Origin of the sequence: Streptomyces sp. NPDC018026 (genome assembly GCF_044327745.1) — a bacterium.
Taxonomy (GTDB): Bacteria; Actinomycetota; Actinomycetes; order Streptomycetales; family Streptomycetaceae; genus Streptomyces; species Streptomyces rubrogriseus.
Window position 1 is genome coordinate 907,240 of the sequence record NZ_JBIRFY010000002.1, and the last position, 22,417, is coordinate 929,656.

The 22,417-nt window shown below is 74.2% G+C and carries 20 protein-coding genes; 9 read left to right on the forward strand and 11 right to left on the reverse strand.

Features of this window, described 5'->3' with window-relative positions; translation table 11 throughout:
• Window positions 1-7 precede the first annotated feature (7 nt).
• The 3 genes from ACH4D3_RS09680 to ACH4D3_RS09690 are packed head-to-tail and all read right to left on the reverse strand — an operon-like array spanning window position 8 to window position 2,963.
• The gene (locus ACH4D3_RS09680) at window positions 8-850 is read right to left on the reverse strand and encodes a heme ABC transporter ATP-binding protein (RefSeq protein WP_398318671.1); all 843 of its coding nucleotides are present in this window, start codon (window positions 848-850) and stop codon (window positions 8-10) included.
• A complete protein-coding gene (locus ACH4D3_RS09685) occupies window positions 847-1,938 on the reverse strand; it encodes a FecCD family ABC transporter permease (RefSeq protein WP_398318674.1) in 1,092 nt (363 codons plus the stop codon). Before ACH4D3_RS09685 ends, ACH4D3_RS09680 begins: the two co-directional genes overlap by 4 nt.
• Window positions 1,935-2,963, reverse strand: coding sequence for a hemin ABC transporter substrate-binding protein (locus ACH4D3_RS09690; RefSeq protein WP_398318677.1), 1,029 nt, complete (start codon window positions 2,961-2,963; stop codon window positions 1,935-1,937). Before ACH4D3_RS09690 ends, ACH4D3_RS09685 begins: the two co-directional genes overlap by 4 nt.
• Before the next feature lie 103 nt (window positions 2,964-3,066).
• Here ACH4D3_RS09690 and ACH4D3_RS09695 point away from each other — a divergent pair, with 103 nt between their 5' ends.
• From ACH4D3_RS09695 to ACH4D3_RS09710, 4 genes are read left to right on the forward strand one after another with little or no spacing between them, the layout of a single operon-like run.
• Window positions 3,067-4,497: an HtaA domain-containing protein gene (locus tag ACH4D3_RS09695; RefSeq protein ID WP_398318680.1), complete on the forward strand. Its 1,431-nt coding sequence runs from the start codon at window positions 3,067-3,069 to the stop codon at window positions 4,495-4,497.
• A 29-nt stretch (window positions 4,498-4,526) separates the two neighbouring features.
• Entirely contained in the window at window positions 4,527-6,158 is a 1,632-nt protein-coding gene (locus tag ACH4D3_RS09700) for an HtaA domain-containing protein (RefSeq protein WP_398318683.1), read from the forward strand.
• Between the two features lie 53 nt (window positions 6,159-6,211).
• Window positions 6,212-6,982, forward strand: a complete 771-nt coding sequence (locus ACH4D3_RS09705) for a hypothetical protein (RefSeq protein WP_398318686.1) — start codon at window positions 6,212-6,214, stop codon at window positions 6,980-6,982.
• 8 nt (window positions 6,983-6,990) lie between these two features.
• Entirely contained in the window at window positions 6,991-7,635 is a 645-nt protein-coding gene (locus ACH4D3_RS09710; protein ID WP_398318689.1) for a PhzF family phenazine biosynthesis protein, read from the forward strand.
• A gap of 1 nt (window position 7,636) precedes the next feature.
• On the opposite strand, the gene ACH4D3_RS09715 is transcribed toward ACH4D3_RS09710, so the two are convergent.
• Both ACH4D3_RS09715 and map read right to left on the reverse strand, forming a co-directional pair.
• The gene (locus tag ACH4D3_RS09715) at window positions 7,637-8,284 is read right to left on the reverse strand and encodes a heme oxygenase (biliverdin-producing) (RefSeq protein ID WP_398318692.1); all 648 of its coding nucleotides are present in this window, start codon (window positions 8,282-8,284) and stop codon (window positions 7,637-7,639) included.
• A gap of 132 nt (window positions 8,285-8,416) precedes the next feature.
• On the reverse strand, window positions 8,417-9,274 hold the full coding sequence (gene map, locus ACH4D3_RS09720) for a type I methionyl aminopeptidase (protein WP_398318695.1): 858 nt from the start codon (window positions 9,272-9,274) through the stop codon (window positions 8,417-8,419).
• 58 nt (window positions 9,275-9,332) lie between these two features.
• Here map and ACH4D3_RS09725 point away from each other — a divergent pair, with 58 nt between their 5' ends.
• A complete protein-coding gene (locus ACH4D3_RS09725) occupies window positions 9,333-9,575 on the forward strand; it encodes a hypothetical protein (RefSeq protein ID WP_398318698.1) in 243 nt (80 codons plus the stop codon).
• 15 nt (window positions 9,576-9,590) lie between these two features.
• Here ACH4D3_RS09725 and ACH4D3_RS09730 read toward each other — a convergent pair whose 3' ends face one another.
• Window positions 9,591-10,934: an MFS transporter gene (locus tag ACH4D3_RS09730; RefSeq protein WP_398318701.1), complete on the reverse strand. Its 1,344-nt coding sequence runs from the start codon at window positions 10,932-10,934 to the stop codon at window positions 9,591-9,593.
• A 366-nt stretch (window positions 10,935-11,300) separates the two neighbouring features.
• Window positions 11,301-11,915: a hypothetical protein gene (locus tag ACH4D3_RS09735; protein WP_398318704.1), complete on the reverse strand. Its 615-nt coding sequence runs from the start codon at window positions 11,913-11,915 to the stop codon at window positions 11,301-11,303.
• Window positions 11,916-12,046: 131 nt separating this feature from the next.
• On the opposite strand from ACH4D3_RS09735, the gene npdG reads away from it, so the two are divergent.
• Both npdG and ACH4D3_RS09745 read left to right on the forward strand, forming a co-directional pair.
• The gene (gene npdG / locus ACH4D3_RS09740) at window positions 12,047-12,766 is read left to right on the forward strand and encodes an NADPH-dependent F420 reductase (protein WP_398318707.1); all 720 of its coding nucleotides are present in this window, start codon (window positions 12,047-12,049) and stop codon (window positions 12,764-12,766) included.
• Window positions 12,767-12,819: 53 nt separating this feature from the next.
• Window positions 12,820-13,020, forward strand: a complete 201-nt coding sequence (locus ACH4D3_RS09745; RefSeq protein ID WP_016326075.1) for a hypothetical protein — start codon at window positions 12,820-12,822, stop codon at window positions 13,018-13,020.
• A gap of 22 nt (window positions 13,021-13,042) precedes the next feature.
• Here ACH4D3_RS09745 and ACH4D3_RS09750 read toward each other — a convergent pair whose 3' ends face one another.
• Window positions 13,043-13,840: a site-2 protease family protein gene (locus tag ACH4D3_RS09750; RefSeq protein WP_003976552.1), complete on the reverse strand. Its 798-nt coding sequence runs from the start codon at window positions 13,838-13,840 to the stop codon at window positions 13,043-13,045.
• A 212-nt stretch (window positions 13,841-14,052) separates the two neighbouring features.
• Between ACH4D3_RS09750 and ACH4D3_RS09755 the strand changes: the two genes are divergently transcribed.
• Window positions 14,053-17,964: a BTAD domain-containing putative transcriptional regulator gene (locus tag ACH4D3_RS09755; protein WP_398318711.1), complete on the forward strand. Its 3,912-nt coding sequence runs from the start codon at window positions 14,053-14,055 to the stop codon at window positions 17,962-17,964.
• Between the two features lie 35 nt (window positions 17,965-17,999).
• Here ACH4D3_RS09755 and ACH4D3_RS09760 read toward each other — a convergent pair whose 3' ends face one another.
• The 3 genes from ACH4D3_RS09760 to panB all read right to left on the reverse strand — a co-directional run bounded on the left by ACH4D3_RS09760 (window position 18,000) and on the right by panB (window position 20,939).
• On the reverse strand, window positions 18,000-18,833 hold the full coding sequence (locus ACH4D3_RS09760) for an ABC transporter permease (protein WP_398318714.1): 834 nt from the start codon (window positions 18,831-18,833) through the stop codon (window positions 18,000-18,002).
• Complete coding sequence (locus tag ACH4D3_RS09765) at window positions 18,830-19,867, reverse strand: ATP-binding cassette domain-containing protein (protein WP_398318717.1); 1,038 nt, start codon at window positions 19,865-19,867, stop codon at window positions 18,830-18,832. Before ACH4D3_RS09765 ends, ACH4D3_RS09760 begins: the two co-directional genes overlap by 4 nt.
• 196 nt (window positions 19,868-20,063) lie before the next feature.
• Window positions 20,064-20,939 (reverse strand): 3-methyl-2-oxobutanoate hydroxymethyltransferase, encoded by an 876-nt coding sequence (panB, locus tag ACH4D3_RS09770; RefSeq protein WP_333753865.1) that lies wholly within the window; start codon window positions 20,937-20,939, stop codon window positions 20,064-20,066.
• A gap of 319 nt (window positions 20,940-21,258) precedes the next feature.
• On the opposite strand from panB, the gene ACH4D3_RS09775 reads away from it, so the two are divergent.
• Window positions 21,259-22,311, forward strand: a complete 1,053-nt coding sequence (locus ACH4D3_RS09775) for an endonuclease/exonuclease/phosphatase family protein (RefSeq protein WP_398318720.1) — start codon at window positions 21,259-21,261, stop codon at window positions 22,309-22,311.
• Window positions 22,312-22,417 lie beyond the last annotated feature (106 nt).

Here is a 22,417-nt window from a genome sequence, read left to right on the forward strand (position 1 = left end):
GCGGGGGTCATGGCGAGCGGTGCGGGACGACGAGGAGCGCGCCCGTGCGCGGGTGCGGGAACACCTCCACCGGCTGGTCGTAGACCTCGGAGAGCAGCCCCTCGGCGAACACCTCCGAGGGCGGGCCCCCGGCCGCGATCCGGCCCGAGCTGAGGAGCGCCACCCGGTCCGCGTAGGCGGCCGCCAGCGCGAGGTCGTGCAGGACGACGACCACCGCGTCCCCGGCCCGCGCCCGCTCCCGGCACAGCCGCAGCACGAGTTCCTGGTGCCTGAGGTCCAGGGCCGCGGTCGGCTCGTCGAGCAGCAGGAGGGGAGCGCGCTGGGCGAGGACGCGGGCGAGGGCCACCCGGGCCCGTTCGCCCCCGCTGAGCGCGGAGAAGGGCCGTTCGGCGAAGCCGGACACCTCCGTGCGGGCCATCGCCTCGGCCACGGCCGCCTCGTCCTCGTCCTCCCGGTCGCCGCCCGCCCAGGGCGCCCGGCCCATCCGGACGACCTCCTCCACCGGGAACGGGAAGGACAGCGACGCCGACTGGGGCAGCACCGCCCGGCGCAGGGCGAGTTCGGACGCCGACCACTCCGTCACCCGGCGGCCATGGACGCGTACGACCCCCTCGGCGGCGGGGACGTCGGCGGCCAGCGCGCCCAGCAGCGTCGACTTGCCCGCGCCGTTGGGGCCGACCAGGGCGAGCACCTCGCCCGCGCGGACGTCCACGTCCACCCCGTCGAGGACCGGCCGCCCGCCGAGGTGCACGCGCAGTCCCTCGGCCGCGGCGAGCACGTCGCCCGGTGCGGCCGGGGGCGGCGGCGCCGGACGGGACGGCATCAGCCGCGGCAGCCTCACGCTTCTCATGCCCAGCCTCCCTGCCTGCGCCGGGTGCGGCGCAGCAGCCAGAAGAAGAACGGACTGCCCAGCAGCGCCGTCAGCACCCCGAGCGGCAGTTCGGCCGGCTCCGCGACCGTGCGGGCCGCCAGGTCGGCGGCGAGCAGCACCAGCGCGCCGAGCAGCGCGCTGCCCGGGATCAGGAACCGGTGCCCGGGCCCGGCCGCCATCCGCAGCAGGTGCGGGACGACGAGCCCGACGAAGCCGATGACCCCGGCCACGCTCACCGCGGCCGCGGTCAGCAGGGCGATCACCAGGACCAGGACGATCCGCAGCCGCTCCACGTCCACCCCCAGGTGCCGGGCCGGGCGTTCGCCGAGGGCGAGGAGGTCGAGGCGACGGGCGTGGAGCGGGGCGAGCCCGAGGCCGAGCGCCGCGCACGGCAGGACCGCCAGCACCTTCGGCCAGGTCGCCTGGGCGAGCGAGCCCAGCTGCCAGAAGGTGATCTGGTTGACCGCCGCCGTGTCCGCGAAGAACAGGAACAGCCCGATCAGCGCCCCCGCGAAGGCGTTCACCGCGATGCCCGTGAGGATCAGGGTCACGACCTCCGTACGGCCGCCCGAGCGGGACATCGCGTAGACGACCAGGACGGTGACCAGGCCGGAGACGAAGGCGAAGACGGACACCGTCCAGGTGCCCAGGAAGTTCAGGCCGAAGGCGATGGCGCCGACCGCGCCGACCGCCGCGCCGGAGGAGACGCCGATGACGCCCGGCTCGGCCAGCGGGTTGCCGAACACGCCCTGCATGAGTGCCCCGGCGCAGCCGAGCGAGGCGCCGACCAGCAGGGCCAGCACGATCCTGGGGAACCGCACGTTCCACAGCACCGACTCGGCCACCCGGTCCAGTTCCGTGCCGCCGAGTCCCGTCCGGTGCAGGAGCGAGCCGAGCACGTCGCCGACCGGGATCGGGTAGGCGCCGGTACCGGCCGCGACCGGGACGAGGACCAGCAGGCCGGCGGCGAGGGCGGCGGTCAGCAGCCAGGCCGTGGAGCGCCGGGCGCGGGGGGCGGCGGGGTCGGCGGGCCTCCGGGTGCCAACCGGCTTGTCCAGTACGGTCACTTGGCGCCGTCCTCGCCGTAGAGCTGGGCCACGACCGACTTCAGCACCTGGTCGGTGCGCGGGCCGTAGTTGAGGAGTACGCCGTCCTCCACGGAGACGATCCGGCGGTCCATCCCGGCCGGGGTCTGGGCGACGCCGGGGATCTTCACCAGGCCGTCCACGCCGCCGACCGATTCGAGTCCCTTGCTCATCACGAGGATCGCGTCCGGCGCGGCCTTGACCAGGGCTTCGCTGGTGATGGCGGTGAAGTCCTTGCCGAGGCCGGAGGCGGCCCCGGCGTCCACCGCACCGGCCGCCTCGATCAGTGAGCCGGCGCCGGAGTCCTTGCCGCCGATGAGGTAGACGGAGGCCGAGCCGCGCAGGTAGAGGAAGGCGACCCGGGGCTTGTCCCCGTGTGGAACGTCCTTGCGTACGGCCGCGATCCGCTGCTCCGAGCGCCGGGTCAGCTCCGTCCCGGCCGCCGGTACGCCGAGCGCGTCGGCGACCGCCCGGATGCGCGGGCCCACGTCGTCCAGGCCCCCCGCCGCCTCGACGAAGAGCACCGGGACCCCGGCGGCGCGGATCTGGTCCACCGCCTCCTCGGGGCCCGTGGTGGTCTCGGCGAGCACCAGGTCGGGCTTGAGCGACAGCACGCTCTCGGCGGAGACGTCGTGGCCCCGGGTGACCACCGGGAGTTTCGCCGCCTGTTCGAAGGTGGCGGTGACGTCCCGGGCGACGACCCGGTCGCCGAGCCCGAGCGTGAAGACGATCTCGCTGAGGCTGCCGGAGAGGGGGACGATCCGCTCGGCCCGCTCGACCGTCACCCGCTCGCCGTCGGCGGAGCGGACGGTGACGGGAAGCCGGGGTTCGGGTCTCTGCCCGAGTGGTTCGACCCGGTTCGCGACGGGCTCCGCCGCCGAGGCGGCCGCCGCGCCGGAACCGGCGCCGGACGAGGCGTCGGAGGAGCCCGCGCAGCCGGTCGCGGTCAGGGTGAGGGCGAGCGCGGACAGCAGTGCTCCCGCCAGTCGGTCTCGCAAGCGTCGCACTTTTCCGTCCGTCCTCTCCGGTCGACCGCCAGTGTCAGTCGGCTAGAGCTTAGGTTAGCCTTACCTTCGTTCGCTACCGGCCCCCCGATCCGGAGGACTTCGCATGCCCGCCCGTCTTCGCGCCCTGGTCACCGTGTTGTGCGCGGCGGTCCTCGCGGCGCTGCTCCCCGCGGCCGCCGCACACGCCGAGAGCCGGACCGTGCAGGGCGGACGGCTCGACTGGGGCATCAAGTCCTCGTTCCAGACCTATGTCACCGGCCCCGTCGCGAAGGGCAGTTACTCCCTCAGCGGGGGCGCGGCCACCGTCGGCCGCAGCTCGTTCCGCTTCCACTCGGCGACCGGCACCTACGACGGCGACACCGGTGCCTTCCGCGCCGCCTTCTCCGGTGGTGTGCACTTCCTCGGCCACCGCACCGGCACCGGCGCCCACCAGCTCAACCTCACCCTCAGCCGTCCCACCGTGAGCATCTCCGGCTCCACCGGCACGCTCCACCTGGACGTCGTCAGCAAGGCGAAGGACACCGGGGCGGTCACGACGTCCCGTCAGGTGCCCTTCGCCTCCCTCTCCCTCGGCGGCATCGACATGCGGGGCGGTGGCGACACCGTCGCCCTGAACAACATCCCCGCCACCCTCACCGCCGAGGGCGCCCGGTCCTTCGCCGGGTACTACACCGCCGGGACCGCACTGGACCCGGTGAGCCTGTCCGCCGACGTGCAGGCGTCCGCGCCGAAGCGGGAGACGCGGCCGTCAAGCACCCCCGCACCGTCCGCCGAGTCGCCGAAGCCCACGAAGACGTCGGACGGCACGGTCCAGGACGGCGCGGTCGACTGGGGCGTGCGCCGCACCTTCCGCGAGTACGTCACCGGCGACATCGCCGACGGCGAATGGGTCCTCACCGCGGGCGCCCAGGACGGCGGCGCGCTCTTCCGCTTCCCCGGCGGCCGGGGGGCGTACCAGGACGGCGACCTCACCGCCGCCTTCCGGGGCACGGTGCGCTTCACCGGCGCCCACGGCCTCGACCTGAGCCTCGGCAACGTACGGACCGTCGTCGAGGACGGCAGGGGCACGCTGTACGCCGACGTGAGGAGCCCGGACGTCCAGGAGGAGAAGGTGCCTCTGGTCACCTTCACCGCGGGCGGCCTGAAGCCGGCCGGCGGTCTGGTGAAGGTCACCGAGGCCCCCGCGAAGCTCACCGCGCGCGGTGCCAAGGCCTTCGGCGGCATGTACCGGGCAGGCACCGAGATGGACCCGGTGTCGCTCGCCGTCGCCCTCACCGCCGACGCGAAACTGCCCGCCCTGCCCGACCTCGGCAGCGAGCCCACACCCAGTGCGAGCCCGCGGCCCGAGAAGACCGGCGCGGACACCTCCGCCGCCCCCGTCGCGAGCAGCACCGACGACGGCGACTTCCCCGCACTTCCCGTCTCCCTCGCGGCCGGCGCCCTGCTGCTGGCGGCCGCGGTCCTCGTGGCCGTCGCCCTCCGCAGGCGCCGCACCCGGCCCGCCGCGTCCCCCGCGGACCCGGAGCAGGGCTGAACACCCCGACACCCAAGGAGAACCGAGCCATGCCCGTCAGACGACGCCGCTCCACCGCGCTCACCGCCGCCGTCGCCACGGCCGCCGCCCTCGGCGCGACCGCCCTCGCCGCACTGGGCGGCGCCACCGCCGCCTCGGCCGCCGGATCCCCGCTCTCCGACTACGAGTTGACGTGGGGCATCAAGCAGTCCTACCGGACGTACGTCGGCATGTTCGGCAGCTTCACCGCGTCGGAGGGCGCCACCCAGGCCGCCGGCAACGGTGCCTTCACCTTCACCGGGGGCACCGGCACCTACGACCACACGACGAACGCCGTCGACCTCGGCTTCAAGGGCAAGCTGGTGAGCGCCTCCGCCGCGCACCAGTTCGAGGTCACGCTGACCGACGTGCGCTTCGACAGCGGCGCCGGTGAGATCACCGCCGACGTGACCACGGTCGACACCTCCGGCGCGACGCCCACCAAGAAGGGCGACGACGTGCCGCTCGCCAAGGTCGCCGTGACCCGCGCGATGACGGACATGGCTACCACCCTCACCACCGAGGCGGGCGAATACCTCGGCAGCGCGGGCTACGCGGGCGCGGCCGGGGACCCGCTGACGGTGGTCAGGAAGACGCCGGAGCCGACCACCGGGCCGACCGCCGGGCCGACCACGGAACCCACCACCGGGCCGAGCGTGGAGCCCTCCACCGGCCCGACCGATCCGACCGATCCGACCGGCCCGGAGCCGACCGGGACCGACTCCACCGAACCCGGGCCGACCGACCCGCAGACCACGCCCGCCACCCAGGACCCGAGCCCCGCGGCGAGCACGAGCGCCTCGCCCACGGCCCCCGCGAGCACGGCCCCCGCCAAGGGCGAGATCGCCGACGGCACCCTCGGCTGGGGCGTGAAGGAGTCCTTCCGCGCCTACGTCGTCGGCACCATCGCCAAGGGCAAGGTCACCGTCTCCGGCGGCGCCGTCCAGGCCGCCGGGAACGGCGCGTTCACCTTCAAGGACGCCACCGGCACCTACGACACGGACGCCGACAAACTGACCGCCACCTTCAAGGGCGCCGTCAACTTCAAGGGCCACGAGTCGGGCGGCACCTACGGCCTCGACCTGACCCTGAGCAACCTCAAGGCCACCCTCGACGACGGCACCGGCAGGCTCACCGCCGACGTGAACAGCCTCGGCACGCGGACCGAGGGCGTGGTCCTGGCCGACCTCAAGGCGAACTCCGGCGACCTGAAGGCCGAGAAGAACGTCATCACGGTCGACGGCATCGCCGCCACGCTCACCGCGGCCGGCGCGAAGGCCTTCGGCGACTTCTACCCGGCGGGCACCGCGCTCGACACCGTCGACCTGTCGGTGGCGGTCAGCGACGACGCCCAACTGCCGGGCGGCGGCGGCTCGGACACGTCCGGCGGCGCGTCCGGCGGCTCCGGCACGGCGGGCGGCTCCACCGGCGGGGGCGCGGGCACCGCCGGAGGCACCGGTTCGACCGTCGGAGGCACCGGTTCGACCGTCGGAGGTTCGATCGGCGGCGGCAGTCTCGCCTCCACCGGTTCGGACATACCGGGCCCGGCCCTGGGCGCGGCGGCCGGTGTCGCGGTCGCGGTCGGCGCGGGCGCGGTGTACGCGACGCGCAGGCGGCGGGGCCAGGTGCGGTCCGCCGAGTAATCCCTTGCGGGCCGGGGCGGTCCGCGCCCGATACTGTCCGGATGGAACGGGCGGTGCGGGAAGCGACTCCGGGACCTCTGGTCCTGGACGTCCGGGGCCGCCCCGGCCCGCCGCCGCTGCGTTTCGTCCGGGCCCGGGACGGCGGCCCGCCCACGCTCCACCAGGGCGGCCGCCCCCTCACCCGGGCCCGGTGGCAGGGCGACGGCTGCTGCCGCGAGCTGCACCTGCGCCGCCTGCCCGGCCACCGCTCCCCGCTGCCGCCCCTGCGCGCCGCGTCGATGCGCACACCGGACGCCGACTGGCGCCACCGCTGTGCCCGGTGGCTGGAGGACAGCCCCGACGGCCCGCTGCACGACGGACGTTGGTCGCTCACCGCACGCGCGTCGTTCGCCCCGGGCATCTGGACCGAGGACTTCGTACGGGACTGGCCCGACACCGTCCTCGAACTGCTCTGCGGGGGCGGCTGGCACGGTGTCCTGCCCCTGCGCCCGCTCTCGCCCCCCGACGCGCCGCGCGTGAAGGCGTACCGCAAGCACGCCCGGGACGGCACCCTCGCCCCGGTCCTGCTGTGGTGGGTGTCGTTCCTCGACGGCTGGCTGATCCTGGACGGGCACGACCGGGCGGTGGCGGCGCTGGCGGAGGGCGCCGAACCGGCCTGCGTGGTGCTGGCCCGGCTGCCGGACGAGGCGGAGTGGCGCCGGATCGCCGACGCGGTCACCGAGGCGCACGCGGACGCGTTCCCCAAGGTGTACGCGGACGCGCTCGCGACGCTCCCGTACGACGAGGCCCCCACCCCGCTCTGGCCGCCCGCGGACGATGCTTGAATGCCCCGGTGACCGACTACGACGTACTGCGGGTCTTCTGCGCGCCGAACGGCGGATACGGCAACGAACTGGGCGTCGTCCGGGACGGATCCGTACTGCCGGAGCCCGAGCGGCGGCAGGAGCTGGCCGCCAAACTCGGCTTCAGCGAGACCGTGTTCGTCGACGACCCCGAGCGCGGCGTCGTCGACATCTACACGCCCACCCTGCGCCTGCCCTTCGCCGGACACCCCTGCGTCGGCACCGCCTGGCTGCTCGACGTGCCCGAACTCGTCACGCCGGCCGGGGTGGTGGGCGCCCGGCTGGACGGCGAGTTCAGCTGGATCGAGGCCCGGCCCGAGTGGGCCCCGCCGCGCACCCTGCGCCAGTACGGCACGGTCGGCGAGGTCGACGACCTCGCGGTGCCGCCTAAGGGGGAGTGGATCTATGCCTGGGCGTGGGAGGACGAGGCGGCGGGCCGGGTGCGGGCCCGTGCCTTCCCCGGGCGGGACGACGGCATCGACGAGGACGAGGCGACGGGCGCGGCGGCACTGCTGCTGACCGCACGGCTGGGCCGCGCCCTCAACATCACGCAGGGGGTCGGCTCCCAGATCCTCACCGCACCGCAGCCCGAGGGCTGGATCGAGATCGGCGGGCGGGTACGCCTGGAGCGGTGACTCAGGCGGACAGCGGGAACTCCTCGCCCAGTGCCCGGAACACCGCCGTGTTCAGGGCGAAGGCGCGCTTGCACTCGGCGACGACCCGCTGCTTCTCCAGGTCGTCGGCGCGGATGCCGTCCAGCAGTTCGCGGTACTCCCGCTTGAAGGCGGCCGGGTTGGAGATCTCCTCGAAGACGTAGAAGCGGACCCCGTCGCCCTTCCTGGCGAAGCCCCACGTCCGCTCGGCCTTGTCCCGGATGATCTGCCCGCCCGACAGGTCGCCGAGGTAGCGGGTGTAGTGGTGGGCGACGTACCCCGCCGGCCAGTCCTCGGCGCACTCGCGCACCCGGGCCGCGTACGCCTCGGTGGCGGGCAGGGCGGTCAGCCCCGCGCGCCAGTCGGCGCCGCGCAGGTGCGCCAGGTCCCGCTCCAGGGAGGCCAGCCGCAGCAGCTCCGGCCGGACGAACGGCCCGGCCACCGGGTCCGCCGCCAGCCGTCCGGCGGCGGTCTCCAGGGTCTCGTAGACGAACCACAGCTGCTCGGTGTAGCGCGCGTAGGCGTCGACACCGAGCCGTCCGCCCAGCAGGTCGCTCATGAACGTCGAGGTCTCCGCCTCCACGTGCTGCTCGTGGGAGGCGGTGCGGATGAGCGTCGAGAAGGAGTCCATGGGCATGATTTTCTATGGTTAGGCTTACCTAAGTCAATAGGCTTGCCGACGAGCTGTCGGTAAAAGCGTACCTACCCGGACGCGAAACGGCCCGCCCTCCGGGGAGAGCGGGCCGTCCGGGGGCGTGCGAGGTCAGGGCAGCGTGAGGATCTCCGCGCCCGAGTCCGTCACCACCAGGGTGTGCTCGAACTGCGCGGTCCGCCTGCGGTCCTTCGTCACGACCGTCCAGCCGTCGTCCCACATGTCGTACTCGTGGGTCCCGAGCGTCAGCATCGGCTCGATCGTGAAGGTCATCCCGGGCTGGATGACGGTCGTCGCGTGCGGGCTGTCGTAGTGCGGGACGATCAGCCCCGAGTGGAACGACGAGTTGATGCCGTGGCCGGTGAAGTCCCGCACCACTCCGTACCCGAACCGCTTGGCGTACGACTCGATGACCCGGCCGATGATGTTGATCTGCCGGCCCGGCCGGACCGCCTTGATCGCGCGGGCCAGCGACTCCCGGGTCCGCTCGACCAGCAGCCGGCTCTCCTCGTCCACGTCGCCGACCAGGTAGGTCGCGTTGTTGTCGCCGTGCACCCCGCCGATGTACGCCGTCACGTCCAGGTTCACGATGTCGCCGTCGCGCAGCACCGTGGAGTCGGGGATGCCGTGGCAGATGACCTCGTTGACCGAACTGCACAGGGACTTGGGGTAGCCCCGGTAGCCGAGCGTCGAGGGGTAGGCGCCGTGGTCGCACATGAACTCGTGCGCCACCCGGTCCAGCTCGTCCGTCGTCACGCCGGGCGCGATGTGCTTCGCGGCCTCCTCCATCGCCCGCGCCGCGATCCGCCCGGCCACGCGCATCGCCTCGATGGTCTCGGGCGTCTGCACCTCCGGACCGGTGTACGGCGTCGGCGCGGGTTTGCCGACGTACTCGGGCCGGCGGATGTTTCCGGGCACGGAACGGGTGGGGGAGAGCTCCCCTGGGACGAGCAGCGACTGGCCAGACATGCAGCGAGTCTAACCAGCGGCCATGGGGGAACATGTCGTTGGCGAGAGGAGCTGTCCCATGGCCCTGTTCAAGAAGCGCACGGTCGGCAAACCGGGCGAGTGGTACTACTGCCTGGAGCACCAGAAGGTCGAGGAGGGCCCGGACTGCCCGGGCAAGGACCGCTTCGGGCCGTATGCCACCCGGACCGAGGCCGAGCACGCGATGCAGACCGCGCGCGAACGCAACCTGGAGTGGGAGAACGACCCCAAGTGGCACGACGCCTCCGCCCGGGGAAGCGCCGACGCGGACCGGGACGACTGAGCAGGCGCGGACCGGTCACCCGCCCGCGGCGTCGGCTGCGCGCCTCTCGCGCAGCCGCACCGCGTGCTCGTTCGTCCGCGCGTCGTACGTCATCATCGTCGGCAGGCACAGCGCCAGCACCCCCACCGCGCCCGCGCACAGCAGTCCGCCCGACCACACCGACGCCCGCACCCCGACGAGCGCCGCCGTGCCGCCCGCCCTGACCTGGCCGAGCTGCGGACCCACCGAGTACGACAGCAGCTCGATCCCGGCGAGCCGGCCGCGCAGCTCGTCCGGGATGGTCTGGTTCCACATCGCGCTGCGGAAGACACCGCTGACCATGTCGCAGGCACCGGCGAGCACGAAGCACAGCAGCACCAGCCACACGTTCCCGGCGAAGCCCGCGGCGGCGATCGCCACGCCCCACCCGGCCGCCGCGAGCACCACCATCCGCCCGTGCCGGTGCACCCGCGACGTCCACCCGCTGCTCACGCTCACCAGCAGCGAGCCCGCCGGAATCGCCGCGTACATCAGCCCGAGCGACCACTCGGCGTCCAACTCGTCGGCCAGGAACGGCAGCACCGCGAGCGGCATCGCAAGGAGCATCGCCGCGACGTCGACCGCGTAGGTGCCCAGCAGCTCCTTGCGGCTCCACGCGTACCGGGCGCCCTCGGCGATCGCCGCCCACGACGGACTGCGCGCCTCGTGCGAGGCGGGCGAGGAGGCCAGCCCCGCCACCAGGGCCACCGAGGCGGCGAAGGTGACCAGGTCGACCGCGTACGCCCAGCCGAGCCCCGCGTACGCCACCACCACGCCCGCCAGCGCCGGTCCGGCGATCCCGCCGACCTGCCAGCGCAGCGCGTTCAGCGAGGCGGCGGCCGGCAGGTGCTCGTGGGCCACGATGCGCGGGATCAGCGAGTCCAGGGCCGGGCGCTGCACCGCGCCGATCGCCGCGGAGAACGCGGCGATCACGAACAGCGGCCACACGGCCGGGCTCGGCAGCAGCACGTTGACCAGCAGCGCCGCGCACAGCACGCCCTGACCGGCCTCCGTCCACAGGATCAGCCGCCGCTTGTCCCAGGCGTCGGCCAGCGCACCGCCGTACAGCCCGAACACCACCAGCGGCACCAGCTCCACGGCACCGATCGCGCCCACCGCCGCCGCCGAGCCCGTCAGCTCCTTGATCTGCACCGGCAGCGCGACGAAGGTCAGGAAGCTCCCGAAGTTCGTGATCAGCCCCGAAACCCAGAGCCGCCGGAAGTCCGGGGAGGCCCGCCAGGGCGACAGGTCGGGCAGCAGGGCACGCAGTCCGGTGGGCGCACCGACAGGCACGTCCGCGGGTCTGTCGGCGGGCGCGTCGGCGGGGGAGGTGTCGGTCACGAGGGCCCATCGTCCGACCCCCGCGCGAACCCGGGCAACCGATTTTCGCGACGCGGAACACCGACCGGGGCGGGTGGTAGCGGTACCGGGTGGGGTGGTGGTCGCGGGCAGGCGCGGCGGCGGGTTCGACCGAGTGGTGGTCCCGGCGGCGGGCGGTGGTGGTCAGTGGCAGGCGCAGCCGTCGCGCCTCGGGCGGTGCCGGTCCCGGTTCGAGTGGTGGTTGCGGGCGGGACGCGGTGGCCCTGGGCCGGGGCGTGGCGGTCCGGGGGTCGGGTGGTGGTGGGCAGTGCAGTGGCCACGGCGTGGCCGTCCTGGGTCGGGGCGTCGCCGGTCGAGGCAGGCTGGTCAGGCGTCGGGCCCCGGGTGTCACCAGCCGGACGGTGGTGGGGCCGTCAGGTGGTCGGCGAGGCGGGACAGGCGGTCGCGGAAGCGGCGGCGGCCCCGGGGCGGCGGCACCGCGTTCTCCCCGGCCGACGCGCTGACCAGGTGCTGCACCGTGTCCAGGTCCAGCTCGGCCCCGTCCGGGACGGACAGCGTCTCGTGCGCCATCGCCGTCAGCTCCCGCTCGCCCGGGGCGCGCTCGGTGCCCAGCGCCAGCACCGTCGCACCGGCCCGGCGGGCGTCGTGCACCCGCTCCAAGAGCCGGGCACCGGGGTCCTCGGGCGTGACCACCAGCAGCGTCTCCCCGCGCCGGGCCGCCGCCAGCCGCCCGAGACCGACCGCGAGATGCGCCGGGTCCGAGGGGCGCGCCCCGTGCCGGACCAGCGTCGGCGCCAGCTCCGGCGTCCCCGACCAGGCGGCCTCGTCCACCAGGTGCGCCGCCAGGTGCCAGGGCTCGTACTCGGGGGTGCCCACCAGCAGCAGACCGCCTCCGTGCGGCACCACCGACCCCCGCAGCGCCCCCGCGAACCGCCGGGTGGCCCCCAGCCACTCGGTCCCGGCGAGCACTTCCCGCAGCAGCGCGACCCGTACGGCGTCCATGCGGTCGCATCCTGCCGCAACGCACTGCGCGCGGTACGGCGTTCGCCCCGGATTCACCCGGCCCGGGGACCGCCTTCCGGCGGGCGGGACCCGCAGCCCTGGGCAGGCCGTCGCGGACGTAGGGTCGGCCCATGACCTCTACCGACAGTGCTGCACAGAAGGCCCCCGCCAAGGCACCGGCCAAGGACCCCTGGGACCTGCCCGACGTCTCCGGGCTGGTCGTCGGCGTGCTCGGCGGCACCGGCCCGCAGGGCAAGGGCCTCGCGTACCGCCTCGCCAAGGCCGGCCAGAAGGTGATCGTCGGCTCCCGCGCCGCCGAGCGCGCCGCGGCCGCCGCCGAGGAGATCGGGCACGGCGTCGAGGGCGCCGACAACGCCGAGACCGCGCGCCGCAGCGACGTCGTGATCGTCGCCGTACCGTGGGACGGCCACGGCAAGACCCTCGAATCCCTGCGCGGGGAACTGTCCGGCAAGCTCGTCGTCGACTGCGTCAACCCGCTCGGCTTCGACAAGAAGGGCGCCTACGCGCTCAAGCCCGAGGAGGGCAGCGCCGCCGAGCAGGCCGCCGCCCTGCTGCCGGACAGCCGGGTCGCCGCCGCCTTCCACCACCTCTCGGCGGTCCTCCTCCAGGACCCGGAGATCGACGAGATCGACACCGACGTGATGGTGCTCGGCGAGGAGCGCGCCGACGTGGAGATCGTGCAGGCGCTCGCCGGGCGCATCCCCGGCATGCGCGGCGTCTTCGCCGGACGGCTGCGAGGCGCACACCAGGTCGAGTCGCTGGTCGCCAACCTGATCTCCGTCAACCGCCGCTACAAGGCACACGCCGGGCTCCGCGTCACGGACGTATGAGGCGATGGGGGACACTGGTCGGTACCAGTGTCCCCCCGACAGGAGCCGTTCCCATGCCCCGCCTCGCCCTCTACGCCCTGGTCGTCTGCGTACTCGCCGTGGCCGCCGCCGTCGTCTCCTTCGTACAGGGCAGCGTCGTGATCGGCGTCGTGTGGGTGCTGCTGTCGGGGCTGTCGTCGAACATGTGCTGGTACTACGCCAAGCGCGGCCGGGACGCCCGCCGCGCCGCCTCCTCCACGTCCGTCACCGGCTGAGTCCGGCACCGGCCGAGCGGCGTCATCCGCCCGGCGTGCACAGCGGGTCGGTCTGCCAGAAGCGGTACAGCTCGAAGCCGCAGTACGTGTCGACCTCGCCGATCCCCAGGCCCCGCAGCAGCGCGTCGATCGCGTCGAAGAACACGCCGTTGAGCGCCGGGATCCACAGCAGCGCGAACACGATCAGCAGCCCGAACGGCGCGAGCGGCTCCACCTGCCGCCGCACGTTGTACGACAGCCAGGGCTCGATCACGCCGTAGCCGTCCAGGCCCGGCACCGGCAGGAAGTTCAGGATCGCGGCCGTGACCTGGAGCAGCGCCAGGAACGCCAGCGCCAGCCGGAAGTCGCGCGGCACGCCGTCCAGCGCGTCCAGCCAGAACGGCGCCGTGCACACGACGGCGAACAGCACGTTCGTCAGCGGGCCCGCCGCCGAGATCAGACTGTGCCGCCAGCGCCCCCGGATCCGCCCGCGCTCGATGAAGACCGCGCCGCCGGGCAGCCCGATCCCGCCCATGATCACGAAAAGGACGGGGAGCACGATGCTGAGCAGGGCGTGCGTGTACTTCACCGGGTTCAGGGTGAGGTAGCCCTTCGCGCCGACCGAGATGTCGCCGCTGTGCAGCGCGGTGCGGGCGTGCGCGTACTCGTGCAGGCACAGCGAGACGACCCAGGCGGCCGTGACGAACAGGAACACGGCGAGACCCGGCTGCTCGGCGAAGCCGGTCCAGGTGGCCCAGCCCGTGACCGCGGCGACGGCGACGATCCCGAGGAAGACGGGGCTGATCCTCCGGTCGCTGGGGCGGGCGGTGGCGGTGGACATGGAACTCCCTGACTGTCGGGCACGCGTGGCGGCACCCGCGGGGTGCGGGACCGCCCGACCGTACCGGGCGCACGGGGAGAACGTCTCGTGCGGGGCGGACGGTTCCGCGCCCGGGGGGATGGAAGGGGGAGGGGAAGGGCGGCGGAGGGCCGGGCACGCCGTGCGGACAAAACCCCGTGACCGGCTCCGACGGCAGCGGGGACAATGGTCCCGTGCGCTATCGCATCCTCGGCACCACACAGGCACTCCGTCCCGACGGCACGGCCGTCCCGCTCGGCGGGGCGCGGCTGCGCGCCCTGCTGACCGTGCTCGCCCTCCGGGCCGGGCGCGCGGTCGCCGCGGGGCTGCTGGTGGAGGAGGTCTGGGCCGGGGACCCGCCCGCCGACGCGACGGGCGCCCTGCAGGCGCTGGTCGGGCGGCTGCGCCGGGCGCTGGGCGCCGACTCGGTCGCCTCGGCCGACGGCGGTTACCGGCTCGCCGCCGCCCCCGACGACGTCGACCTGCACCGCTTCGACCGGCTCGCCGGTGAGGGCACCCGCGCCCTGGCCGACGGCGACCCCGCCAAGGCGGCCGTCGTGCTCGACGACGCGCTCGCGCTGTGGCGCGGGCCCGTTCTCGCCGACCTGCCCGACCGCACCGCCGAGGCGGCCCGCTGGGAGACCCGGCACTTCGACGCCCTGCGCGCCCGCCACACCGCCGCCCTGGACCTCGGGCAGGCCGAGCACGCCCTGCCCGAGCTGACCGCCCTGTGCGACGGCCACCCCCTGGACGAGCCCCTCCAGGCGCTGCGGCTGCGCGCCCTGCGCGACACCGGCCGCACCGCCGAGGCACTGGCCGCCTACGAGGCCGTACGCCGCCTCCTCGCCGACCGCCTCGGCACCGACCCGGGGCGGGAGCTACGGGCACTCCACGCGGAGCTCCTGAACCCTTCGCCCACCCCGGCCCCCGGCCCCGGCCGACCGTCCGGCCCGGGCGTTGCGTCCGGCACCGGCCCCGCGCCCGGCCCTGCCGCCGAGGGCTGGCCCGCCTCCGGTACGGCGCCGGGGCCCACCGCCGCGCCTGCCCACGGCACGGGTCCTGCCCCGGGCAGGTGGGCAGCATCCGAGACGGCACCGGGGGTCCCCGCCGGGCCGCTCCACGGCGCGGGCCCTGCGTCCGGTCCTGCCGCGGGGCCCGCCGCCGCGCCCGGCTCCGGTCCGGGTCCTGCCGGTGAGGGGTGGCCCGCCCCGGGTACGGCGCCAGGGCCCAGCGCCGCGCCTGCTCACGGCACGGGTCCTGCCCCGGGCGGGTGGCCTGCTTCCGAGACGGCACCGGGGGTCCCCGCCGGGCCGTTCGACGGCGCGGGCCCTGCGTCCGGTACCGGACCCGCGTCCGGCCAGGCGCCCGCCTCCCACTCGGCGGGCGAGTCCGCCACCGGACAGCAGCCGACCACGCCCCCCGCGCCCGGCACGCCCCCCGCGCCCGGCATGTCCCCCGCGCCCGGCGCGTCCCCCGTACCCGGTGCGCCCGCGTCGGTGTCGGCGGTGCCGCCGGGAGCCGTCGCCGCGTCGCCCGGGTCCGTCGCCGTACCCGTCCCGGAGGGATCCCGCCCCCGCGGCAACCTGCGTGCCCGGCTCACCTCCTTCGTCGGCCGGGACGGCGATGTGGAGACACTCCGTGCCGACCTGGCGGCCACCCGGCTCGTCACCCTCCTCGGGCCCGGCGGCGCCGGGAAGACCCGGCTGTCGCAGGAGGCCGCCGAAGGGGCCGGGGACGCCGCGCGCGACGGGGTGTGGCTGGCCGAGCTGGCCCCCGTGGACGACCCCGCCGACGTACCGGAGGCCGTGCTGACCGCCGTCGGTGCCCGCGAGACCGTGCTCTACCGCGCCGGCGCCGAGGAGATGCGGGCCGCCACCGCCTCCGAGGGGCAGGACACCGCCGTCGAGCGGCTGGTCGAGCACTGCGGCCGCCGCCGCATGCTGATCGTCCTCGACAACTGCGAGCACGTCGTCGACGCCGCCGCCCGCCTCACCGAGGAACTCCTCGCCCGCTGCCCCCACCTGACCGTCCTAGCCACCAGCCGCGAACCCCTCGGCGTGCCGGGGGAGTCGCTGCGCCCCGTGGAGCCGCTGCCCGAGCCCGCCGCGCTGCGGCTGCTCGCCGACCGGGGCGCCGCCGCCCGCCCCGGCTTCCGCGTCGACGCCGACGAGGAGACCGCCGCCGCCTGCGCCGAGATCTGCCGCCGCCTCGACGGCCTGCCGCTGGCCATCGAACTGGCCGCCGCCCGGCTGCGGATGCTCACCCCGCGCCAGATCGCCGACCGGCTCGACGACCGATTCCGGCTGCTCACCTCCGGCAGCCGCACCGTCCTGCCCCGCCAGCAGACGCTGCGCGCGGTCGTCGACTGGTCCTGGGACCTGCTCGACGCGGACGAGCGCGAGGTGCTGGGGCGGCTGTCCGTCTTCGCGGGCGGCTGCGACCTCGCCGCCGCCGAGGCCGTGTGCGGGCCCGCCGCACTGGACGCCCTCGGCTCCCTCGTCGACAAGTCCCTCGTCGTGGCCGCGCCGGTGACGGACCGCCTGACCGGCGACGGCATGCGCTACCGGCTCCTGGAGACCGTCGCCGAATACGCGGGCGAGCGCCTCGACGAGGCCGGCGGACGCGCCGCCGCGGCCCGCGCCCACCTGACGTACTACCGAGAACTCGCCCGCACCACCGACCCGTTGCTGCGCGGCGCGCGGCAGCTCGCCGCCATCGAGCGGCTGGAGCGCGAGTACGAGAACCTGCGCACCGCCCTGCGCCACGCCGTCGCCGAGCGCGACGAGCAGGAGGCGCTGTGCCTGGCGCTGTCGCTGGTCTGGTACTGGCAGATGCGCGACCTGCGGGTGGAGGCCCGGAACTGGTTCGTCGAGGTGATGGCACTCGGCCCGGACCCCTTCGCCGAACCGGGCACCCCCGCCCGGCCGGTGTGGGAGCGGTGCACGTCCGCCCCGCCCCCGATGACCGGCGAGGTCCTCGCCGAGGCGTGGCGCGGGGTGCACCTGGCCCATCTGGCCTGCATGGACACGGAGCTGGACGCCTGGCAGAACCCGGCGGCCCAGCGCAAGCTGCGCATCATCGCGGACACCTACGAGCCCGGGATGCCGCAGACCTGCTCCAGCCCCGGCCTGCTCTGGTTCTACTCCGTCATGCTCACCGGTGACATGGACCGGCTGCGCGTGATCATGGACGCCACCGTGCGCACGTGCCGGGAGACCCCCGGCTACGAGTGGGAGCTGGCCGGCGGTCTGCAGATGCGCGCCAACATGCTCGCCAACCGCACCGACTGGGCGGGCGACGCGGTCCGCGACGCCGACGAGTCGCTGGAGATCTACCACCGGCTCGGCGACGCCTGGGGCATGGCCGAGGCGCTCTCCGGGCGGGCCGAGGCCCGCGAGCGCGTCGGCGAGTACGGGCTCGCCGCCGCCGACTACCGGGCCGCCGCGGAGCACGCCGAGCGGCTCGGTGCCCACGCCCAGGTGGACGTCCTCGACGCCCGGCTCGGCAGTGTGCTGCTGGAGGCGGGCGACACGGAGCGGGGCGAGCGGGTGCTGCGCGCGGTGATCGACCGCACGGCCGGGACGGGCCACAACGGCGCGATGCCCGCCGCCCGGCTGTTCCTCGCCGGACACCTGGGCATGACCGGCCGCACGGCCGACGCGGGCGAGCAACTGCGGCTGCTGCGCGAGGAGTTCTCCATCGCGCACTTCGTGGTCTTCGACGCCTTCATCCTCGCCGCCGAGGCCTGGCTGGCCACGCTGGAGGACCGGCACGAGGAGTGCCTGACCTGGATCCGCAAGTCGCTGGCGCGGGCCGAGGACCCGCTGTCCGCCGCCATCGCCCCGCACATGCGCTCCGCCTACCTGACCATCGCCGCGATGGCCCTGGCCCGCCTGGACGGCGGCGACCGGGCCGCGGACGGCGCCCGGTGCCTGGGCGCCGCCGAGGCGATGCTGCCGCCGGGGCACGTGTCGACGGGCATGGAGCGGGACGCGCGCGGGCGGGCCGTCGAACGGGTCCGCGGGGCGCTCGGCGGCGAGGCCTACGACGCCGCGTACGCCGAGGGCGGCCGGCTCTCCCCCCAGGAGGCCGTCGCCCTCGTCTGACGCGTGCGGCGCGGGTGCCACGAACCCGGCCCCGCTCAGGTCTTCGTACGGAACTTGTGGATGGCGATCGGTGCCATCACCGCGGTGATCGCGGCCGCCCAGCCGAGCGTGATCCACAGGTCGTGCGCGACCGGGCCGCCCACCATCAGTCCGCGCGCCGCGTCGGCGAGCGTGGACAGCGGGTTGTAGTCGGTGAAGGACTGCAGCCAGCCCGGCATCGACTGCGTCGGCGCGAAGATCGAGGAGCCGAACTGCAGCGGGAACAGCACCATGAAGCCCATGGCCTGCACGGACTGCGCGTTCTTCAGGACCACGCCCAGGGTGAGGAACACCCACATGATCGACGAGGCGAACACCGCGGACAGACCCACCGCCGCGAACAGCCCCGCCCAGTGGTTGATGTCGAAGCCGACCAGGACGGCGACGATCATCAGCACCGTGGTGGCGAACAGCATCCGGGCCATCTCGACCGCGATCTTCGCGAAGAGCACCGAGCCGCGCCCGATCGGCAGCGACCGGAAGCGGTCCATGACACCGGAGTTGAAGTCCTGGCTGAAGCCGGTGCCGACGCCCTGGGACAGCGTCATGCTCATCATCGCGATCATGCCGGGGATCACGTACTGCACATAGCCGTCCTGCCCGCCGCCCAGGGCCTGGCCGATCGAGCCGCCGAAGACGTACACGAACAGCAGGGTGAAGACGATCGGCATCAGCAGCGCGTCGAACATCGACTCCGGGTCCTGCCGGATCCACAGCAGGTTGCGGCGGACCAGGGCGCCGGTGTGCCGCACGTGCGCGCGAAGCGAGATCCGCGCGTCGGGAGCGACCGCGGGGGCGGGGACGGGGGCGGGGGCGGTGGTGGCGCTCATACGGCGACCTCCTCGCGGGTGTCGTCGGTGCTGGTGGCCGGGGCGGGATCCTGCGGGGCACTGGCCCGGTGGCCGGTGAGGGACAGGAAGACCTCGTCCAGGCTGGGGAGTTCGGTGGTGACGGCGGAGACGGTGATGCCGCGCGCGGTGACCGCGCCGACCACGGCCGTCAGCTGCTCGTCGCTGAGGATCGGCACCAGCACGGCGCCGCGCTCGGCGTCCACCGTGGAACTGGCGAGCCCGGTGATGCCCAGCTCGTCCAGGTAGGCGGCGAGCGGGCGCAGCTGCAGCGGGTCGGCCGGGCGGACGCGCAGGGTGCGGCCGCCGACCTTGGCCTTCAGCTCCTCGATGCCGCCGTTCGCGATGACCTTGCCGCGGTCCACGACGGTCAGCTCGGAGGCGAGCTGCTCGGCCTCCTCCATGTACTGGGTGGTGAGCAGCACGGTGACACCGTCGCCGACCATGCGCTTGACCTCGTCCCACACCTCGTTGCGGGTGCGCGGGTCGAGTCCGGTGGTGGGCTCGTCCAGGAACAGCACGGCCGGGTGCCCGATCATGGAGGCGGCCAGGTCGAGCCGGCGCCGCATGCCACCGGAGTAGGTGGACGTCGGCCGCTTGCCCGCCTCGGTGAGCGAGAACCGCTCCAGCAGCTCGTCGGCGCGGGCGCGCGCGTCCCGGCGGGGCAGGTCGAGCAGCCGGCCGATCATGTAGAGGTTCTCCCAGCCGGGGAGCTTCTCGTCCACGGAGGCGTACTGCCCGGTCAGCCCTATGACGCGGCGCAGCTGCCGCGGCTGCCGTACGACGTCGTACCCGGCGACGTGCGCCCGGCCGGAGTCGGGGGTGATGAGGGTGGACAGGATGCGTACGAGGGTGGTCTTGCCGGCGCCGTTCGGACCGAGCACGCCCATCACGGTGCCCTCGCGCACGTCGAGGTCGACGCCGTCCAGCGCCTTGGTCTCGCCGTAGTGCTTGACCAGCCCCCGCACGGTGACCGCGCTGTCCGCGGCCCGGGGGATGTCGTCGATTCGCTTCATGCACCGGACGATGGCAGGGGCCACCGACAAACCGCCGACATCCCACCGACAGCCGCCGGGCCCCGCCGACATGCCGCCGACATCCGGTCCGGGGAACCACTCGGCCCCGCCGACGGGGGAAGATCGGCGGGGCCGGTGGCCGTACCGCGATGGCTTACTGGTGGACGGTGCCGGTGGACGGCGTCAGCGGAAGGCGTCAGTGGACGGAGTGCTCGTCCGCGGGGAACGTGCCGCCGACGACGTCCTCGGCGTATGCCTTCGCCGCGTCGCCCATGACCTTGCGCAGGTCGGCGTACTGCTTGACGAACTTCGGCATCCGGCCGCCGGTCAGCCCGAGCATGTCGGTCCACACCAGCACCTGGGCGTCGGTGTCCGGGCCCGCGCCGATGCCGACCGTCGGGATGTGCAGCGTCCGGGTCACCTCGGCGGCCAGCTCGGCCGGTACCAGCTCCAGGACGACCGCGAAGGCGCCCGCGTCCTGCACCGCCTTGGCGTCGCGCAGCAGCTGCTGGGCCGCCTCCTCGCCGCGGCCCTGCACCCGGTAGCCCATGGAGTTGACGGACTGCGGGGTGAGCCCGATGTGCGCCATCACCGGGATGCCGGACTCCACCAGCAGCTCGATCTGCCGGTGCGAGCGCTCGCCGCCCTCCAGCTTGACCGCCCCGACCCCGGCCTCCTTGACCAGCCGGGTCGCCGAGCGCAGCGCCTGCACCGGGCCCTCCTGGTAGGAGCCGAAGGGCAGGTCGCCCACGATCAGGGCGCGGCCGGTGCCCCGGACGACCGCGGCCGAGAGCATCGTCATCTCGTCCAGCGTGACGGGCACGGTGGTCTCGTAGCCGAGGTGGCAGTTGCCAGCGGAGTCGCCGACGAGCATCACCGGGATGCCGGACTCGTCGAAGACGGAGGCGGTCATCGCGTCGTACGCGGTGAGCATGGGCCACTTCTCGCCGCGCTCCTTGGCGGCGGTGATGTCCCGGACCGTGATACGGCGGTTGATCTTGCCCCCGTACAGCGCCCTGCTCCCGTCGGCGGGGGTGCGCTGCGGCGTCTGGGCAGCCGAAAGCTGCGTCATGGCAACGGCTCCTTCATGTCATCTCGAGGCGCCCTGACGGCGTCCCCGGATCCCTTCCATGGTGGCACTTGTGGCGGCCCGGAGGCTAGGGGACCCCGGTCACGGGCTCCGGTACGGGACAGCGAATGCCTCATGGGGGCAAATGTGCCCGTTCTGTCACAGAGCCGCCCGTCCCGGCACAGTGCGGAACTCCGCGGGACGGCCCGTACGTCCTCGTGCGCGTACGGCCGTCCAGGGCGGCGGGATCGGAACCGATCATCCCCTATGGTGCTGAGTCACAGGGGGCGACGGTGTGCACAGCAGGCAGTGAGGCAACGGTATGGCGCAGCAGGCGTACATGACGGAGACGGACGGCGGCGGCTCGGATCCCGAGCGCCGGGAGCCCCGGATTCGGCGCCTGTTCCACCGGGCGGTCAGCGGCTGGCGCGGCGACCGGCGGATCTGGCGCCGGGGCCTGGTCACGGCCGCGGTCGCGCTGCTCCTGTCGGCGGTCATGGCGGCCCACTCGCACATCCCGAACGCCATCGGCAACCTCGGCAGCCTCACCGAGACCTTCCTGCCGTGGTTCGGCCTGCTGATCCCGGTGCTGCTGGTGATCGCCCTGGTCCGCAAGTCGGCGACGGCGCTGATCGCGCTGGTGGTGCCGGTGAGCGTGTGGCTCAACCTCTTCGGCGGCCTGCTCTTCGACAAGACCGGCTCCGGCGGCGACCTCACGGTGGCCACGCACAACGTCAACGCCGACAACGCCGACCCGGCGGGCACCGCCCGTGCCGTCGCCGCCGCCGGTGCGGACGTGATGGCCCTGGAGGAGCTGAAGGCGTCCGCCGTACCGACGTACGAGAAGGCGCTGGAGGCGAAGTACCCGCACCACGCGGTCGTCGGCACGGTCGGGCTGTGGAGCAAGTACCCGATCAGCGACGTGAAGCCGGTCGACATCGAGCTGGGCTGGAAGCGCGCGATGCGCGCCACCGTCGCCACGCCCTCCGGACCGGTCGCGGTGTACGTCGCCCACCTGCCCTCCGTACGGGTGAAGCTGGAGGCCGGTTTCACCGCGCGGCAGCGGGACAAGAGCGCCGACGCCCTCGGCGAGGCCATCGGCGACGAGAAGCTGCCCCGCAAGATCCTCCTGGGCGACCTCAACGGCACCATGAACGACCGCTCGCTCACCGCGATCACCTCCCAGCTGCGCTCCCCGCAGGGCGCCGTGGGCGACGGCTTCGGCTTCAGCTGGCCGGCGTCCTTCCCGATGGCCCGCATCGACCAGATCCTGGTCACCGGCGTGGAACCGATGACCAGCTGGACCCTCCCGGCGACCGGCAGCGACCACCTGCCGATCGCCGCGCGTGTGAAGGTCGACACAACGGCTTCCTAGAATTCGTCTGCGGAATACCCGCCCTGAGAGTCTTTGTTCCGTACGGGAACATACAGTCGTCCCCGCCCGGCCCTCCCGGCCTCCCGTACGCGACCCCGCTCTCGAA